At 43.3% G+C, this 15,966-nt stretch carries 29 protein-coding genes and 1 tRNA gene; 10 read left to right on the top strand and 20 right to left on the bottom strand.

Features of this window, described 5'->3' with window-relative positions:
- Positions 1 to 18 precede the first annotated feature (18 nt).
- The 7 genes from G563_RS0127945 (at position 19) to G563_RS0127975 (ending at position 4,914) form a co-directional block, all read left to right on the top strand.
- Entirely contained in the window at positions 19 to 1,020 is a 1,002-nt protein-coding gene (locus tag G563_RS0127945; protein ID WP_028668250.1) for a hypothetical protein, read from the top strand.
- A 60-nt stretch (positions 1,021 to 1,080) separates the two neighbouring features.
- The gene (locus G563_RS0127950; protein WP_028668251.1) at positions 1,081 to 1,734 is read left to right on the top strand and encodes a hypothetical protein; all 654 of its coding nucleotides are present in this window, start codon (positions 1,081 to 1,083) and stop codon (positions 1,732 to 1,734) included.
- A 69-nt stretch (positions 1,735 to 1,803) separates the two neighbouring features.
- Complete coding sequence (locus tag G563_RS0127955) at positions 1,804 to 1,998, top strand: hypothetical protein (protein ID WP_157585666.1); 195 nt, start codon at positions 1,804 to 1,806, stop codon at positions 1,996 to 1,998.
- Positions 1,998 to 2,372, top strand: a complete 375-nt coding sequence (locus tag G563_RS0127960; protein WP_157585668.1) for a hypothetical protein — start codon at positions 1,998 to 2,000, stop codon at positions 2,370 to 2,372. Before G563_RS0127955 ends, G563_RS0127960 begins: the two co-directional genes overlap by 1 nt.
- A gap of 35 nt (positions 2,373 to 2,407) precedes the next feature.
- The gene (locus G563_RS0127965) at positions 2,408 to 2,812 is read left to right on the top strand and encodes a hypothetical protein (protein WP_157585670.1); all 405 of its coding nucleotides are present in this window, start codon (positions 2,408 to 2,410) and stop codon (positions 2,810 to 2,812) included.
- Positions 2,796 to 3,419: a hypothetical protein gene (locus G563_RS0127970; protein WP_028668255.1), complete on the top strand. Its 624-nt coding sequence runs from the start codon at positions 2,796 to 2,798 to the stop codon at positions 3,417 to 3,419. Before G563_RS0127965 ends, G563_RS0127970 begins: the two co-directional genes overlap by 17 nt.
- Complete coding sequence (locus G563_RS0127975; RefSeq protein WP_037328384.1) at positions 3,403 to 4,914, top strand: hypothetical protein; 1,512 nt, start codon at positions 3,403 to 3,405, stop codon at positions 4,912 to 4,914. Before G563_RS0127970 ends, G563_RS0127975 begins: the two co-directional genes overlap by 17 nt.
- 177 nt (positions 4,915 to 5,091) lie before the next feature.
- Here G563_RS0127975 and G563_RS0127985 read toward each other — a convergent pair whose 3' ends face one another.
- Together G563_RS0127985 and G563_RS38730 are read right to left on the bottom strand one after the other, a co-directional pair.
- The gene (locus tag G563_RS0127985; protein WP_028668257.1) at positions 5,092 to 5,391 is read right to left on the bottom strand and encodes a hypothetical protein; all 300 of its coding nucleotides are present in this window, start codon (positions 5,389 to 5,391) and stop codon (positions 5,092 to 5,094) included.
- Complete coding sequence (locus G563_RS38730; protein ID WP_211235319.1) at positions 5,354 to 5,623, bottom strand: hypothetical protein; 270 nt, start codon at positions 5,621 to 5,623, stop codon at positions 5,354 to 5,356. The genes G563_RS0127985 and G563_RS38730 overlap by 38 nt, the downstream gene beginning before the upstream one ends.
- 133 nt (positions 5,624 to 5,756) lie before the next feature.
- Between G563_RS38730 and G563_RS0127995 the strand changes: the two genes are divergently transcribed.
- Positions 5,757 to 6,539: a DNA adenine methylase gene (locus G563_RS0127995; RefSeq protein WP_028668259.1), complete on the top strand. Its 783-nt coding sequence runs from the start codon at positions 5,757 to 5,759 to the stop codon at positions 6,537 to 6,539.
- A 45-nt stretch (positions 6,540 to 6,584) separates the two neighbouring features.
- Here G563_RS0127995 and G563_RS0128000 read toward each other — a convergent pair whose 3' ends face one another.
- From G563_RS0128000 to G563_RS0128085, 18 genes are all read right to left on the bottom strand, one after another.
- A complete protein-coding gene (locus G563_RS0128000; protein WP_028665785.1) occupies positions 6,585 to 7,202 on the bottom strand; it encodes a hypothetical protein in 618 nt (205 codons plus the stop codon).
- Positions 7,199 to 7,468 (bottom strand): T9SS type A sorting domain-containing protein, encoded by a 270-nt coding sequence (locus tag G563_RS39260; protein WP_028665784.1) that lies wholly within the window; start codon positions 7,466 to 7,468, stop codon positions 7,199 to 7,201. Before G563_RS39260 ends, G563_RS0128000 begins: the two co-directional genes overlap by 4 nt.
- 114 nt (positions 7,469 to 7,582) lie before the next feature.
- A complete protein-coding gene (locus G563_RS0128010) occupies positions 7,583 to 8,011 on the bottom strand; it encodes a hypothetical protein (protein WP_028665783.1) in 429 nt (142 codons plus the stop codon).
- A gap of 56 nt (positions 8,012 to 8,067) precedes the next feature.
- Positions 8,068 to 8,469 carry a helix-turn-helix domain-containing protein gene (locus G563_RS0128015; protein WP_051210963.1) on the bottom strand — a complete coding sequence of 134 codons (402 nt, stop codon included), beginning with the start codon at positions 8,467 to 8,469 and terminating at the stop codon, positions 8,068 to 8,070.
- A gap of 9 nt (positions 8,470 to 8,478) precedes the next feature.
- On the bottom strand, positions 8,479 to 8,850 hold the full coding sequence (locus G563_RS37310) for a hypothetical protein (protein ID WP_051210962.1): 372 nt from the start codon (positions 8,848 to 8,850) through the stop codon (positions 8,479 to 8,481).
- Between the two features lie 68 nt (positions 8,851 to 8,918).
- Positions 8,919 to 9,104 carry a hypothetical protein gene (locus G563_RS0128025; protein ID WP_157585309.1) on the bottom strand — a complete coding sequence of 62 codons (186 nt, stop codon included), beginning with the start codon at positions 9,102 to 9,104 and terminating at the stop codon, positions 8,919 to 8,921.
- Positions 9,105 to 9,172: 68 nt separating this feature from the next.
- Positions 9,173 to 9,553 carry a hypothetical protein gene (locus G563_RS0128030; RefSeq protein ID WP_028665780.1) on the bottom strand — a complete coding sequence of 127 codons (381 nt, stop codon included), beginning with the start codon at positions 9,551 to 9,553 and terminating at the stop codon, positions 9,173 to 9,175.
- A gap of 12 nt (positions 9,554 to 9,565) precedes the next feature.
- Positions 9,566 to 9,922, bottom strand: coding sequence for a hypothetical protein (locus tag G563_RS0128035; protein WP_028665779.1), 357 nt, complete (start codon positions 9,920 to 9,922; stop codon positions 9,566 to 9,568).
- Complete coding sequence (locus tag G563_RS0128040) at positions 9,915 to 10,283, bottom strand: hypothetical protein (protein ID WP_028665778.1); 369 nt, start codon at positions 10,281 to 10,283, stop codon at positions 9,915 to 9,917. The genes G563_RS0128035 and G563_RS0128040 overlap by 8 nt, the downstream gene beginning before the upstream one ends.
- A 22-nt stretch (positions 10,284 to 10,305) precedes the next feature.
- Complete coding sequence (locus tag G563_RS0128045; RefSeq protein ID WP_028665777.1) at positions 10,306 to 10,686, bottom strand: hypothetical protein; 381 nt, start codon at positions 10,684 to 10,686, stop codon at positions 10,306 to 10,308.
- Between the two features lie 22 nt (positions 10,687 to 10,708).
- A complete protein-coding gene (locus G563_RS0128050; protein WP_028665776.1) occupies positions 10,709 to 12,172 on the bottom strand; it encodes a hypothetical protein in 1,464 nt (487 codons plus the stop codon).
- Positions 12,173 to 12,259: 87 nt separating this feature from the next.
- Positions 12,260 to 12,328: transfer RNA gene (locus tag G563_RS0128055), tRNA-OTHER, on the bottom strand.
- 68 nt (positions 12,329 to 12,396) lie between these two features.
- Positions 12,397 to 12,741: a hypothetical protein gene (locus G563_RS0128060; protein WP_028665775.1), complete on the bottom strand. Its 345-nt coding sequence runs from the start codon at positions 12,739 to 12,741 to the stop codon at positions 12,397 to 12,399.
- Positions 12,738 to 12,959 carry a hypothetical protein gene (locus tag G563_RS0128065; protein WP_028665774.1) on the bottom strand — a complete coding sequence of 74 codons (222 nt, stop codon included), beginning with the start codon at positions 12,957 to 12,959 and terminating at the stop codon, positions 12,738 to 12,740. The genes G563_RS0128060 and G563_RS0128065 overlap by 4 nt, the downstream gene beginning before the upstream one ends.
- An 82-nt stretch (positions 12,960 to 13,041) precedes the next feature.
- A complete protein-coding gene (locus tag G563_RS0128070) occupies positions 13,042 to 13,401 on the bottom strand; it encodes a hypothetical protein (RefSeq protein WP_028665773.1) in 360 nt (119 codons plus the stop codon).
- Between the two features lies 1 nt (position 13,402).
- The gene (locus tag G563_RS0128075) at positions 13,403 to 13,600 is read right to left on the bottom strand and encodes a hypothetical protein (RefSeq protein ID WP_028665772.1); all 198 of its coding nucleotides are present in this window, start codon (positions 13,598 to 13,600) and stop codon (positions 13,403 to 13,405) included.
- Positions 13,593 to 13,718: a hypothetical protein gene (locus tag G563_RS39090; RefSeq protein ID WP_262506115.1), complete on the bottom strand. Its 126-nt coding sequence runs from the start codon at positions 13,716 to 13,718 to the stop codon at positions 13,593 to 13,595. The genes G563_RS0128075 and G563_RS39090 overlap by 8 nt, the downstream gene beginning before the upstream one ends.
- Positions 13,715 to 13,951 (bottom strand): hypothetical protein, encoded by a 237-nt coding sequence (locus tag G563_RS0128085; RefSeq protein WP_028665771.1) that lies wholly within the window; start codon positions 13,949 to 13,951, stop codon positions 13,715 to 13,717. Before G563_RS0128085 ends, G563_RS39090 begins: the two co-directional genes overlap by 4 nt.
- A gap of 195 nt (positions 13,952 to 14,146) precedes the next feature.
- Between G563_RS0128085 and G563_RS38735 the strand changes: the two genes are divergently transcribed.
- Positions 14,147 to 15,361, top strand: coding sequence for a hypothetical protein (locus tag G563_RS38735; RefSeq protein WP_028665770.1), 1,215 nt, complete (start codon positions 14,147 to 14,149; stop codon positions 15,359 to 15,361).
- Between the two features lie 47 nt (positions 15,362 to 15,408).
- Positions 15,409 to 15,855 carry a hypothetical protein gene (locus G563_RS37315; RefSeq protein WP_051210961.1) on the top strand — a complete coding sequence of 149 codons (447 nt, stop codon included), beginning with the start codon at positions 15,409 to 15,411 and terminating at the stop codon, positions 15,853 to 15,855.
- Positions 15,856 to 15,966: the final 111 nt, after the last annotated feature.

A 15,966-nucleotide genomic window follows, 5' to 3' on the forward strand; every position in this document is an offset into this window, starting at 1 on the left:
TTAACAGCGATTTTACCAATGGCACTTATTGCTAACAATCTAGTAAACTCGGTCAAGTTTGACAACTTGCCCAACGAGCTGGCCGACACCATCAGCAGCACGCCCGAAATCATGAATATGTACTTGGCCAATGGCTGGGGGAAGATTCGGAGTGATTTTGAGGTGCGGGAGCAAGATGACCGTACGCCCTTGCTTTCGATGGAAGTAATGGATATAATGCGCGTGGCGAGTGATGACTTCGATCCCTCCGCCGACGCCGTGAAGTTTGGGGCGCGTTTGCCTACTTTCAACGATATCGATATTGACTTGTCGCTTCGTAGAAGTGACTTGATTAATTTTTATCGCACTTATTTGAAAAACGTGATTGGTTTTCAAAGCCTTGATGCCCTTATTTCTAACCCTTGGCCGTTGTTTTTTGCGGAGCAAATCTTGGAAAAAGCGGGACGTGATTTGGCTTACAATTCGACCTTTAGAGGGGTGAAAAACCCGGCGGTAAAAGGCTCGCTTACGGTCATGAATGGTTTGATTTACAAGTTTGCCGAAGGTCGGGGATCCGGGGGAGATATTCCGACCGACAACGTCAAGAATATCGCGGCCATGACGGCCAACGATTTTGATGCCGATGTGTATGACCAAACCAATGAGTTGGCGCAGTTGACGGAATCGAATCCTGATATTTCGGGACGCCCGATGACGGTGTATATGTCGGCGCCGAGCTACCGTAAGTTCAAAGCGACGCGTCGGGAAAAATCACCTAACACGATTTCGTTGAGTGAACAACCAGCACAGTTGGATGACTTCCCACACATCAAAATCAAAGTAGAGGAAGGTTTGGGCAATAAACGCTTCCAGTTTATCAGTTTGCCGAAGAACTTGTTTTTCGTACTCAACGAGAATTACCAAAACTTCAATGCCAAGATGATTGAGAACGTGAAGGGTTGGGAAGCCAACTTTATGTTTTCGGCAGATGTCAACTACGGGGTAGGAAAGTACTTGTTTATGAACAACCGTACTGACTAGGGGATTGTCAGCAAGCTTCTAAACTTATTTAATAATTAACACAATCAACTATTGACAGTAATGAAAAAACTAGGGATTATTTTGGGGTGGATGCTCGCCTTGGTATTGGCCTTTGTGGTGGGTACTGAGGTGTTTGGTGATCCAACGGGCTTGGGGCTGACGGCTCCTATTTTGGCGTTTACGCCTTTGATTGGGGTCAAACGCAAGTACCAAAAGCCTGAGTTGGGTGGCTCGAAACGTTTGTGGATTATCTTTTGCGATGATTTGGAAAACGAGGTGGTCACTTATGATATGCTAGTAACGGGAGGCGAACTGGCGGGCCCAACGGCGATTCCTTTGGCCACGGGTAAGAAGGCCATTGAAGTACAAGCGTGGTATGATACGACCAAGTTTGATTTTGAGATGAAACCAGGCGCGGGTTTTACCCAAGGCTTCGAGTTCAAAATCTTGGGTATCAACAAAGACAACGTGAAGTTTTTGACGCGTTTGTACGAGGTTCCGGTCAATATCGTGATTCAAGGTAACGATGATTCGCGTTATTATTTGGGACAAAAACACGTGCCATTTATGCTAGAGGCGGTGGGTGCTTCGCCCGAAAAAGGAAATGCCCGCAAAGACATCACCGTCAGAGCTAAAAACGACGGTTTGACGACGATGCCCGTCCCAATGGCCGATGACGTGGTATTTTTGGTAGAAGCTCTGCCAACGGTTTAATCTTTGTATCTGCCAAGAAAAATGCTCGCCGAGGGCATTTTTCTTGGTTTTTATTCTGTTTTTAAAATCATGCTCAAGGTAAAAAAAGAACACATCGGCGCCACGGTAGCTACTCCTTCAGATAAATCTATTGTGCTGGCCAACGATACTCCCCAAAAGGATTTGGAGTGGGTATGGGGGCTAGGCGACAAATACAAAGAGCTGTTTGAAACGCCAACCAAAGCCGAGAAAAACGAGGTAAAACCTAAAAACGCCGACAACTAATGCACGATATTCAACGATTGGAGGCAGATGTGCAGTTTGCACAGATGCGCCACGATGCCATTAAAAGTGAAGCCACCAAAGCAAAACTGGAGGAAGCCAAAGCGGTTTTGAAAGCCGCAAGAGCAGAAGATGCTACCGCCCCTGAAGCGACTCAAGCAAAGCTGAAGGAAACCAAAGCGGAAAGCACCCCTGCTAAGGAGGCTAAAACAAACAAAGAGGCTGCACCTAAAAAGGAGAAAGTGGAGCCTGAAAAGAAGGAGCCTACGGTGGTAGTCAATCCGCCAATTACTACTGAAGAACCCCAAGCCACGGACACGGAGCCTCAAGCGGAAGCAACCGACGAAGAACAGGCAAAAAAAAACACGGAGGCGTAGTCAACGCTTCGCTGGATGAGTATGAGCAGCTTCTTGTGCAGGCCGAACGCTTGCATCAAGAAGCTGCTCGTTTTTCTAATGAGTTGCATACATTCCAAGACCGGGACGCGGAGGGTGCCAAGGTCGTAATTGACCAGATAATGGACCGAAGGAAAGCTTGGAAAGCGATTAGGTTGCGAATTGAGCATTTTCAGAAATATGGAAAATTTCCAGAGACTTCATCGGCCAAGCCTCACTCACCCGTCTCCGGCTCTGAAGCTGAACTACGGCTGGAGCTCCAACGGCTCAATGTCAATATTGTGAAATACACCAAGAAATTGGCCGAAAGTCCGGAACACAAAAAAGCGACTCAGTGGGAAGAAGAACTTGCGCGGATGAAAGCCCATAAAACCGATTTACAGACCCAAATTACGAGAATCAAATATGAGACAACACAATAAGTATTTGGAGAAAGTGTATAGCGAAATGGACGTGTATCGTAAACATTTGCTGCATGGCCATGAACTTACCCCAACGCAGGAAGAGACTTTTGAAAAAATGGATATTTGTCGAGCCTGGCTTAAGGATGGTTACTCAGATACGGAAGTGATCCGAATGCTGAAAAATCACCCCACGAGCAAGGTAATGGAGCGGCGAGCCCGGGAAATCCTAGCGATGAGTTATGAGGTGTTTGCCGAGCTGAGGCAGCTCCGCAATCGAGACGGCATCAAGTACATCTACGCCGAGCAGTTTCGGGGTGCCGCCAAGATGGTGATGGACAAAATCAATGAGATTATAGGAGTACCAGTGAGTGAAGATGTGGTGTTTTTGGACATCAAAATGAACGTAGATACTTCTACGGTGAAAGAGGTAGCCATGCTGCTCAGAGAATACACGCGGTTGATGAAAGAAGCGGCGGTGATTGACGGGGCTTACGATACCTCAAGGTCGATTGGGGATAAAAAGAAACCGACCAAAATTGTGGTCAAACGCCGCACGACGGTCGTCAATGGGAATATCAAAAAGGATGTTTTAGACGAAGAAGCTGAATATGAGCAATTGGATTGATGACGAAACGGTCGAGTTTGAACTCAATGACCGTCAAGCCGATTTTATTGAGGCCATTACCTATGATTTGAACGCCAAAGGGGTGAAGACGGCGGGCATCGTCGGCGGTATCGGCTCAGGGAAGTCGTTTATTATGGCTTTTGCGATGCTGTGTTCGAAAGAAGATTTGCCCAAAGCCAAGGGGCAATTTGCTTGCAACACCGTAAAGCAGTTTAAGCGGAGTATTTTCCCAGGAGTGAAATCCGTTTGGCGCGAACATTTCAACATGACGCCCTACGACTTTTCGACGGGCGAAGGGGATTATTGTTTGTGGAAAGAGCCGCCCGCAAATTGGGACCGACCTTGGCAAGAACCCGATGATTGGGAAAACTGTATTTCTTTTCCGAACGGTTGGGTGATGGAAGTTTGTGGGTATAAGTTGAACGCGGATTTGCACCGGGGACGTAACGATGATTTTGCCTTCATGGATGAGGCACTTTTGTTTAAACGAGAATGGCTCAAAATTTTGGAGGGACGTTTACGGGCAAACGTTGGGAAATTCCACTCCAATTGGCACCACCTTTTCTGTTTTTTTTCTAGCCCATCTTACGGGAGCGGAGGGGATTGGATGTACGAAGTCGAAAAATTGATGGCCACCGAAGTAGGCAGGTATTATTTTACGACCATTACCACCCGGGATAATATCTTGTTTTTGCCGCCGAATTTTATCGAAAACCTCAAAAAGAAACTCCTCAAAATTGAGTATGCGGTGGAAGTAGAAGGCAAACGGATTTCGCGTTTGCCAAACTGCTATTATCCCGCTTTTGACTACGAGCGGCATACGGATATTGACGAAGAAGAAATATACAACCCCGCTGAGGGCATTGTGACAGTAGTCGATTTCAATGCGCGTTTCACGAGCTGTACCAATTGGCAAAACACCCCTCATTCGCCCTTACACCGATGCGCCTTTGATAGCTTCGTCAAAGAGCCGGACAATGACAAGACCATGGCGCAGACCTTGGCTATCAAGCTACGGGAGGAGCTTGAAAATAGGGGTCATAAAAAACGGCAAATTATCATCACCGGGGATAGGAATGGGAATAATAAATCGGCGGGTTCGGTAAAAAAATCTGACGGTACGTGGGAAACTTTTTTTGAGCAATTTGGGGAAGAATTTTCTACCCATGGGTGGGATACTATTATAGCACCCATTCATTATAACCCTCCTAAGGATGAGATATATACCCTTATGAGTGATATGCTATCAGAGAACAGTGAGGTCACCCCTGTAGTACTGCGCTTCAGTAAGGCACACGCCCGTAGCACCACCACCTCGATACAGATGACGCCCATCACTGGCGACTACCGTAAGGACAAGGGCAGTGAGAGCAAGCCCGGTGTAGCCCAAGAGAACGCGACTCACTTGAGTGATACCGTTGACTACTATGCCGTTTACATCTCAAAGCCTCACCTCGCTTATGCTTCCAGTGGCTTCGATATCGACTTCATGTAAATAGCTTTCAGCTATTCGCCATTTTGATTTTGGAAATTTCCAAAATGTTAAAGGGCGGGCTTTCGAGAGGGATTTTTGGGGCAAAAATGATGACCGCCACGGTCAACACACTGTCAATCTGGCGATTTGCAGTGCCCGTCGAGAAAAAAGGGTGCAACTTTTTTAACTGATTGGTAATCAGTCATCCTCTTGAGAGTGGAGATACCAATTCAAGGCACGTTTCAACGAATAGTTAAAACGTGCCGGGATTTGGGAAAACTCCGTTAGAAAATGCAATACTTCAATACCGATAAGCTGGTCTTTGAGGTAAAAAAAGTTGGTATGATTGACCGTTGCTACAAAATTTTCAAGTGATGGAATGTCAGCAAATCGGTGTATGGTCGCTACATAAGCAGGAGACTGAGTATGGACGATATAAACTACACCGGGAGATGCGGCTTCATTGTGTGTTACCAGAAATTTGGGGATGACTTTCATCGCGAGGGCGCCGCGCGAACTGAAGGAAATGCACCTTTTCGGTATCATTTAGGGGGGCTTGAATAACATATAGATATTCTTCGGTGCCTACTTCAGTGATAAAAAAAGGATACATCAAATTTTCTCTGATGTAGATAGGGATATGACGATTTTGCCATTTAGCCCCTCTTTTCATGATGGCGGATAGGTGCTTTCTCCCAAGCTCCATTCCGCGGGCGAATTCATTTTGCATAATATATTCCGTGTTTTAACTGCTGGATCCGCAGCTTTACAAACGTACAATTTTTTGCCAGATAATTGGGCGTTTTTTTGTCCTTTTAATATGTTCACCTACAAAGGATTTTCGTGGCTTAAAATTGATAACCATGAAAACCCCAATTACTTATTACGGTGGCAAACAGCAGATGTTAAGCCACATTCTCCCCAAGATACCAGCTCACAATATCTACGTTGAGCCTTTCTTTGGGGGTGGAGCGGTGTTCTTTGCAAAGGAACCCTCAGGTGCCGAAATTGTAAACGACATCAATCACCGTCTTGTTACGTTTTACCGTGCGCTCAAGTATGATTTTGAAGACCTCAGGGCGAAGATTGACGAAACCTTCCACTCAAGAGCGCAGCACAAAGATTCCTCTCTCGAGTATGATTCTGGTGAAGAAATCATCAAAGACCCATTGGCGATGGCCTGGGCAGTGTGGGTACAAACCAACATGTCGTTTGGTTCCCAAATAGGGTCAGGTTTTGGATACGACCGCGGGGGTAAGTGTGCCCTCAAGCTCCACAACAAAAAGAATGCCTTCACCGATGCCTTCCAGCTCCGCATGAAGAAAGTAACGATTGAATGCTACGACGTACTGAAGGTGATTAAAGCCTACGATTCGCCAAACACATTTTTCTACCTCGATCCGCCCTACGTATCGGCTAACCAAGGGCATTATGCAGGGTATACAGAGGACAACTTCCGACAGCTCCTCGATGCTTGCGTATCCATGCAAGGCAAGTTTTTACTCTCAAGCTACCCTGAAGCTATCCTCACTGAGTACCGACAGAAGCATCAATGGAAAACTGAAGACAACGTAAAAACACTTGCCGTAGACGGCCGCAGGAAAGAGAATAAAACGAAGATTGAGTGTTTGACGTGGAATTATTGAAAAAGCAAAAGCCTCCGTGGTGGAGGCTTTTGCTTAAATTTCTCCTCAATTATTTTCCCCAATAAAAGCAGAAAATTGAGAGGGTTGAATACGTAAAGTATCAGGATAAGTAGAGGTACTCCCTTTTCGAGTTCGAATAAAAGTCATCATAAATTCCCCTTCTATATAGCCTGTACTTTTATCAAGCTTTGTTACCCTAAAATATTGCTTTTCACTGGGTAACACAGTATACTGGTCTTTACCTGCATCAAATTCATGTGTAAAAAATATAGCTTGTGGAATTGTGTCAGGACGACAGGCTGGTTTATATCCTTCTTGGAATACATACTCACCTACTTTTAGAGGAATTGCCCCAAAAGTTATACTCTCAAAGGGATACCTTTTATAATCTTCAAAGTCATAATAACGGTATAGAGATAACGAGAAAAAGCGTTTATAAAGGGTGTCCAAGCGTTCAGCCCAGCAAGAATAACAGGAAGTTCGAGTGGCAACAGCGACACCATTTGGCAAGACTTTATTCCACGGTTCGCCATTCATCACTATTTGAGCAGAATTGCGAGGGGTGGGAAGCGGTTCTTCTTTGGTGTCTTTACGGCATCCCAACACCAAAACAACACACACCCATCCTAACACAAATGTTGGGGTTATCTGCAACCTTTTCATTTTTCTATGATTAGTTTCTCAGTTTTTACAAAAGCACCATCCAATTCCATTTTACATAAGTAAACCCCTGTGGGTTCTGCTGTACAATCATGCGTTAAGTAATAAACTCCACTAGAATATTTTTTATTACTCAACGTGCGGATGATTTTACCTTGAAGATTGATTATATCTATTTTTACGTTCCCTTCTCTAGGAACTTTAAAACCAAGTTGAAATTGATTCTTGACTGAGTACCGAAAGAAGCATACATAGAAAACTGAAGACAATGTAAAAACACTGGCCGTAGACGGCCGCAGGAAAGAAAATAAGACGAAGATTGAGTGTTTGACTTGGAACTATTGAAAAAGGGAAAGCCTCCACAACGGAGGCTTTTTGGTTTATTAGTTATTTTTTGAAATTTCAACTCCAATAAGTTTTAAAAGTTTGATTAAGTCTTTGCCTGTCATCTCCGAAATTTTTTTATTAAGTAGTTGACCCAAATCTTTTTCTGTAGTGTATTGAGTATAAGAAATTATTAGTTCTTTAAAAGTATGATTGTCTCTAATAAAGGGGTGATACGTTGCTATTTCCTTATCTCTTAATAAATTAATTAATTCCTCTTTAATTGATTTGTAGTCGCGTTTTCTACCCTTTATGTCCAATTCCTCGCCGTAAGTCAATAAGTTTTCTGCAATTTTAATGAACTGTTTTAGAGGATTTTTTTCTTTTTCTTCTATTTCAGAAAAAGGCTTGTTTTCATAAGAATGCACTTTATCTAGAAAGTTAGATAATAACTTCAAATCATTTTCATCAATGAGTATAAATGCCATTTTTGGATAAGTTTAATATGCGTTCGAAAATGGAACAGTCCCATCTTAAAAAAAGTTTAAAATGTGCTATCATTTATCATTTTTAGATAATTTTTAATGACTTTATGAAAAGCTGTAATTTGCTCAAGAGACTCTGTTGAGAGTTTGTTAGTTCGGAAGGTAAAAGTTATATTCTCTTCTATTTGAATATCTTCAAGAGATAGTTTGTATGCATCAATACCAAACAGTTCAGAAATTTTTAGTAAATTTCTAGAGGGAATAGTACGCTGTCCGGTTTCATAATAACTAATCGTTACGTGGGAGACTTTTAGGTAATCAGCCAATGCCTCTTGACTTAAACCTAAGCGTTCCCGAAGTAAGCGTATGTTTTTACCAATAATAGTAGGGCGTATATGTTCTCCTTTACGCTTTTTAAGCTGGTGTTCCAAATCTTTGGTTTTTACGTTTTCGAGATTCATAATAAAATATTATTCTACGTTTTCTCTTCTTACTTCTTGATTAGATACTTCCAAAAGTGCCTCAAAATTAACATGGGGGTTAAAAAGGATGATGCCATCCACCTTGAAACCTTCCATAGTTTCATGTTTTAAGGCTGATTCAAATGCTACGTAAGCAGTCTTGATTACTTCATCGTCGGTCATATATTTTGACAAATACCATTTGCGCCCATTCCATGTCTTGAGTTCTCCGGTTTTAGTACAGGGGGCTTGGTAAGTGACCTGAAGGAAAATCCGGCCTGAAGGGTTTTCGTTGTCATGCTCTACTCTCAATTTGAAGGTGCCGTTACCCAAAACCATCATGGTAATTCTATCGACAATTTTTTTTACACGTTCTAGCATTTGAATTGAAGGGAGTGTTTTGCGTGGCCAGCACGGAGCTGACCACTATTGATTAATGATTTCCTAATTTACCCTAAACTGTCAGGTTTTACCTCATTCTCCCAGAATACTGCTACTTGAGTAATCATGGAATGAAGAGCCAATCTGCCTACTTTTTCTGAGAGTTCGGTGATGTCGTCACGTACTAAAATAAGCATTTGACCAGCGGCGCCGTAAAAGGCTCGGCGAGTTTCTTGGAGTTGAATTGGATTCATGGTTAGTGCATTCAAACCTACTCTTTCAAGATATAGCATGAACTGATGTTCAATGTTAAACTTTTCCATTAGTATCGCTCCTCCCATGTTTCCTTGGCGTCTTTGTGTTCGATGAGGGGAGCTTCGGCGAGCTGGAGAGCTGCTTCTACATCGTTGGGTCGATGAAAGGGGTATTTGTCGTAAAACTTGTTAATCACTTCTTCAGCCCTGATTACTTCACGACCGTAATGATTCTGGCTATCGCTTACGATTTCTTTAGCCCGTTCGAAATTTTTTAGGTCTTTTCGGTAGTCGTGGGCTGCTTCCACATCATTACGTATTTGATTGTAGGCCGCTAACATATCGGTACCTTCGGGTACTTCGGCAGTGAGGCCGATGCGCTCATTTTCGTAGTTGCCAAGATTGTAAGTCTTGGAATACTCCACACGGGTGTATTTGATTCCTTCCATGATTGTTGGATTTTATTGTGGTAAAAAATTACGATTAGTAAGCTGTCGATGGATTTGGCCAAGTACCATATTGAGGTGAGCAGGTATGGGTGTGTTGGTCATTTCCGTCATTAGTATTCTAGCTATGCTCAGGGGGATGACGACTGATTTTGGGATAGCGGGTGAGCCTTGTTCTATGCGTAGGCTACGTGCCATGAATTTAGTACAGAGCCACTCAGACAAAATAAGATGAGCGTTGGAAGCTGTCCCCTGCAGCTCATATACATCAGCCAAGATATTGAGAAGGTAAGCCCGTAATAAATGGGCTTCTGTGCGATAGAGCTTGATGCTGATAGGATCCAGTGACGTATTGCGAGAAAGTTCATTCATACTTCACCTCCTTTCCCAGTTTTTCTGCTTCAGCTTCGGTTAAGGGTTCACCCTTGTTTATTTTCTCTACGATTCGCATTAAGTAGTCTGACTTAGGCGAAGAGCGTTTGTATATCCAGTTAGTAGTGATAAGGCATTTTTGACCTTTGTGCGCTTGCAGAAGTGCCAAAAACTCAGCTTTCATTTCGACTGTAAACCCGTATGGGTAAGTTTTCATGGCTTCAGAGAGCTGAAGGAAATCATCATCAATACGCTGGATTGTATTGATTTTATCAGTATAACCAGCCTCAATGAAAGAGACCAGACCGTTGGCTCCGAGCGTGGTAAATTGAGATTGGGTGATTACGGAAAGTCGTATCATAGTTATATATAGTATGATGTTGTTACCACGAAATCGGCTGGACTAATCGCCACGAGCCTTTTTCGTATTGGTATATTTTGTTGCAGTTGGGGTCACGCTCAGAGGCGATACATTGCTTCAGCGTACGCGTATCAAAAATGGCGGCTTCTCGGATTTGGCCTTTGAAGTATTCCTCACACACCCGGAACATTTCGTTAATCCACTCATTGATTTTGCCCTTATGGGGTTGCTTCCATTCGTTCGACCATTTTGACCATTTGTTACCGTCGTAGAAAGTCACGGTCAAATAGCAGCTTGCTTTGGCTCTTTGCTCGGCGCGTTGCTCATCGGTGAGGGGTTTGCGCTCGTGTTTGACGGTCTTTTGTTTCGCTTTTTGCTTTTGTAAGATGTACGGTGACGACATATTGATAAGAGGTTAGAGATTGCTATGAGTAATATCCATCATCCCAAGTCATGTAGTCTTCTACGATGATGACCGTAGGAGCATGGGCAAGTTTGCGTTGACGGCTTGGCTTCAGATAGGCCGGGGGCTGGAAGTCGTTGGCTTGCTGTTCGAGAAATTGTTTCATAAACCTATCGTTCCATTTTTTGCCAAGGCCACTGAAAATAAGGCGATAATAATTCCAGAGTGCCATCAGGTCTTTGCCCTGGACTTCCTGACGCATCGGTTGGCCAGCGCGGAGTTTTTCGAAGTCTCGACGGGCTTGCCGCATAAGGCTTTCGCCGCGTTTTTGCTTTTTCTCCCTTTCCTCTTCGTAGGCACGTCGGCGGCGACTGGCCAAGGCCGAATCGCGCTGTAACCATGCCTCTATGCCCTTAAATCCGCGGGTATTTTCGGCATCGAAGTAGCCACGACCTGCCACATGGACCGCAAAGGGGTCAGGTAGATATGCCTCCGGGTGGTGGTCGTAGTATCGGGCGGCGCGGTCGAGTTTTTCGAGCTGTCTGGCCTGAAAAGCAGCCCAATCAGCAGCCGTACGGGCATCGTCAAAGCGGTTGTAAACACCCGTATATATCGCTGAAATGGCCTGTTCTTGCTCCTTTTTGCTGAAATCGCGGCTAGGATAGAGTACTTTCCAAGCGTGTAGCCAAAACTGCATCAATATTTCGGCGAAGTACTTTTCGAGACGTGGGGGCAGCTGAGGGAGTTTACTGCGGACACGGTCGGCGCGTAAGTTGCGTAGCTCCTCGTCCTGGGCTTGTTTTTGTGCGCGCCGCCCCCCGCCGCCCCCCAGCCCTGTTCTCTCTGTAGTAAGCTCAGAGGACTCATTTTCGGGGCTTTGGTTGGCTGTCCGACCCCTCTGTCCCTCGTTGTTCTGTCCCTGTCCACATTTCAAGATTTCCGCTCTATCATTTTCGTTTACGATAGTCTCTACGTAGATATTACTAAGCGGAAAACTTTTCCTGTTGGTGGGCGAAAGGCTTGATTTTGAGCTTTTTAAAGTTTTCGGTTTTTCGCTCGTTTCCCAAAGGATTTCTTGACTTATCCACAGCTCAAAATCATGCTCTCTGCCACGAAACTTGGTACGAATCAGCCGCAAATTGCGTAGCGTAGTGAGGTGATTGCGAATAGTGCGGTCGGTACAGTCGCAAATTTCGGCCAGTCTTACGTTGTTGGTCAGCAAACTAGGTAGCTCCTGATGCACCAGCGGCGCCGTACTCGCTACCTGATTGTAAGCCTTGGCATACTCCTGTAGCAGTATATAAAAAGTGGTCTTGAGCTGCTCAGGCAGCAAACCTGTGCGGCGCGAGTAGTTGTATTCTCGGATGGTACCGTCTTTGAGACGGATCCGTCGCAGGTGTTCCACCGAGGGGCAAGCCTCGTTGTGAGTGCGATAGCGGCCTAAGAAGCGCACAAAGGCTTCAGCGTTGTCAATTTTGCTGTACATTTTACTTATTTAGTAAAAACTCCCCTTTCCCCACGCTCGGGCGTTACTCCGTGCGCGGGTACTTGGGTTGTAGGCTGTCCTACCCTGGTCTCCTGACTGGACTCGAACCAGTACTTTCCCTGTGGCGGGGGTGTGTTACCATTACACTACAGGAGACATTATCTGAAGTTTCCGCCGGACACTCATGCGCATCAGCGATGCGCTGAGTATCCATCCTCTAACCCTTAACCTCTATGAGAGTCCGGCGGCGGGGGTAAATGTTCGACTTCTTGTAAAATCTGGCCTACCTGTATGCCCCACACTAGGGGGTACTTTTCTTTGGTAGCCATATTCAAAAAATACAGCATAGCAAGATGGTCATTGATACCACCCGGTACATTCATCATCAGCCCCATAGGTACCAGTTCTTTGGGCGGGCTGGGCAAAATACCCCCGTCGGTATAGACACTCTGCTTTTCATTGAATTGTAATACGGCTATGCAGTTTTTGACGCCCGTTTTTGCCATAAACTCCTGAAAGGCTTCTTGGACGATTTTTGCTCTTTCATCCGAATTGGGGATTGCTATCATGATTTGAGGGTTAAGAATGTATTGAAATATCGAGTTTGTGCGCGAGTGAAACGGTAATGTGCATACGCATAGCGTAGCCTACCTAGTAGAGCAGTATGGTGGCGATGCCGCTCCAGTTGCTTGTACCAATAGAGCACTGGCTTGGCGGCTTCCTCTATTTTCTGAACGAGACCTGCCGCAAACAGGATACTCTGTACGGAGATAGGTTCCTTTTTCATTTTTCAGATTTTTGGGGACTAATACGCGTCAACCACGGCCATAAAACCACGAACATAATGAGCCAAAGCACTGTATCTGCGGTCATTTGGTAGCCTCCTTTCCATGCTTCAGTAAGCATCGCCGCTCACCGTGGCCATTAAACGCCTTTGCTGAAAACTGTTTGCCACAACCCCGGCACGTATGCATGTCATTCTCTTCAGTGATGTTTTTGGGGGTATCCAGAGGCTTAGGAGTTACTGTTTTGGGAGGTTGATACAGGTTACGATAGTAGCCATCCAAAAAATCACTAATCAGCACTCCCGCCAGGCTCAGTTTTGCTATTACCAATCGCATTTGAGTCTCTTGAAACACCCGATTGTGAGGCGATTCCCGTAAGACATCCATGTCCTGAGCCGCTTTTTGGAGCAAATCTTGTTGTTTAGGGTTGAGCGAGGGTATCATATTAAGGTTTAGATTGGTGGCGTTTGATTACGGTTTCAAAAACCGACTTCATATTGGCTTCTCCCCTCAGATGAGCATTCACATCTTTGGCGGCCAACTCAAGCAAACACATGGCTGTTGTAGGATTTTTTACGGTCTTAAATCGATTGAGAGCTACCTGCAAATACCCCCCAATCAGCGGGTCGGGATGTCTATTCATGACGCTTTTTAGGAAAATTGATTCTGATAAGCTCTACGCACAAGGCTACAGGAGCCACAAAAAAAACGACAAAAAGCAACAAAGCTTCGAGCCAAAAACGAGCTTCAAGGGGTATCATTGGAAAGTAAGTTGGTGCTCAGTGTAATGGTTGTGATAACGCTGCACAGTGTCCATCAGCCAATCCAATTCTTTGGGAGTAGGGATTTCTGAACTTCCTACGGCCATCATCATTGTGAATTGCTGGTCGGTAGAGTACCCAAAAAGCTCCACAAAGTCTTTCTTAATTTCGGAGCGGGCTTTCTTTTTGATGACCCCATCGTGGTACATCCGACGTACTTCTTCGAGTGTCATAACTTTGCCGTTTAGTAAATAATTATTCGATTTATTACAACTATTTTCTAAAAAGTTGTTTATTTGTTGTTGTAATTGAGTACAAATATCATATAATTATATGATACTATCAAATAATTATAAGAAATAAAATTTTGCAAATAATGTAAATTATTGATTTTCAATAATTTAAAAAAATAAACATATGCCATAATTATGATATTTGTATCGGCAAAATATCGAGTATTTCTGCTATTTATTCTGTTTGTCTGCGGATGTAAGGAGACTCCTGAGCCAGAATATGAATATATTATAGAGAATATTTCTAAACATACTGTAATTGCCTATAATAATGATGCTACTAGTCCTATAGACAATTTCGAAGAAGTGTCGCTTGAACCTCAGACGAGAGCTACAGTTAAAACCAAGTCACCAGATGGATTAAAACCTAAGTTTAGGTCGTCGGATCCTGATTTAGTGTTTGATATCAAGAGGGATATAGACAAAAAGACTTACTATGTAAACGCTGACTATAAATACTATGAATATACTCTTGAAAACCTATCAAATTTTACCATAACAGTATTTAACAATGATACAATATCTCTTAAAGACAACTTTAATGAAGTAACAATTGCTCCTAAAACTAAAGCTACTGTCAAAACAAAGTCCGCAGACGGGTTAAAACCAAAACTTAAATCTTCTGACCCTGATTTAGTATTCGAAGTGAAGAGCGACGCTGAAAAGAAGGTTTATTACTTGAGTGCTGACTACAAACAGTATGAATACATTGTTGAAAATACCTCTAATTTTCCTATCACAGTTTATAATAATGATTCTAGTAACCCAAAAGGGAACTTTTCTGAAACTACAGTTAATCCTAATTCTAAAATTGTAATTAAGACGAGAAATGGCAATGGAATGGTACCAATGATGAAATCAGGTGACAGAATCACAGAATACGAAGTTAGTGGTAAGACTTATATTCTAAATGCCTACTTAAATACATTAGAGTATATTTTTTCAGGAACTTCTAAAACTGTAAATATATACTATACTACTCCTGAAGGGAAACGTGATTCTTTGCTTAATGTGAATTTACCTTCAGAGTTGAAATTCAAGTTATTTGGCGCGGAAACCGCTCAGATAACTGTTTACAAACCTTATGTATCAGGTAACATCACAATTGAGGTTTATTTTAAAGGAAAATCAGTCCACAAACTTACTGGAAGTGACCCTCACTTACGTTTAACCTCTTCCTATAATGCAAAAACGAAGAAGGCTACCGAATCACGTTCAGCTCCTGAAGAGTGGCCTTGTGGAGTTTATAATGGCCGAACTCTAATTACAGGGCCAAGGGGAGGCTGTTACTACATTAATTCAAATGGTAATAAAACGTATGTAGATAGAAGCTATTGTAATTGTGACTAATCAGAAAATTGAAATCAATTTTAAAAACAAATAAATGTATTAAGGGTATGGAACATCCAATTGCAAGCCGAATTGAGAGTTTGATTAATGCGCTTAAGATGAACAGGAATACCTTCGCAAAATCGCTAAATAAAAGTTTTAGCTCTATTCAGATTATAGTTGAAGGTAAAAGTAAACCGGGTTATGACTTATTAGAAACCATTTTGTTAGCATATCCACAGGTAAACTCTAGTTGGTTGATGAAAGGAGAAGGTGAAATGTTTTTAAATGAAGAAAGTAAGCACATCGCTCCAACTGATTACCTTCAAAATCATCTACAAAAGCTGGAAGAAAGCTTTCAGCGCCTTAATCAACAGATTGAAGTGAAAGATAAGCAAATTGAGTATTATCAGCGTCAGAATGAGCGCTTGATGGATTTACTGGGAAAGCTTGATGGCGTAGTCGAAGAGGCGCAAATCGTAGCTCTTTGGAAAGAAAGTCAGGCAAGAGCCTGATTTTTTGACTCAACCCGCAGTTACGTTTGCGATTACGTCATAAATCCGAGATTCGGATTTGCCTCATAGTCAGGTTTTTAAAGAGAAGAGTTCGAATCCCTCTCTCTCTGC

Origin of the sequence: Runella zeae DSM 19591 (assembly GCF_000423565.1) — a bacterium.
In the GTDB taxonomy this organism is placed as follows: Bacteria; Bacteroidota; Bacteroidia; order Cytophagales; family Spirosomataceae; genus Runella; species Runella zeae.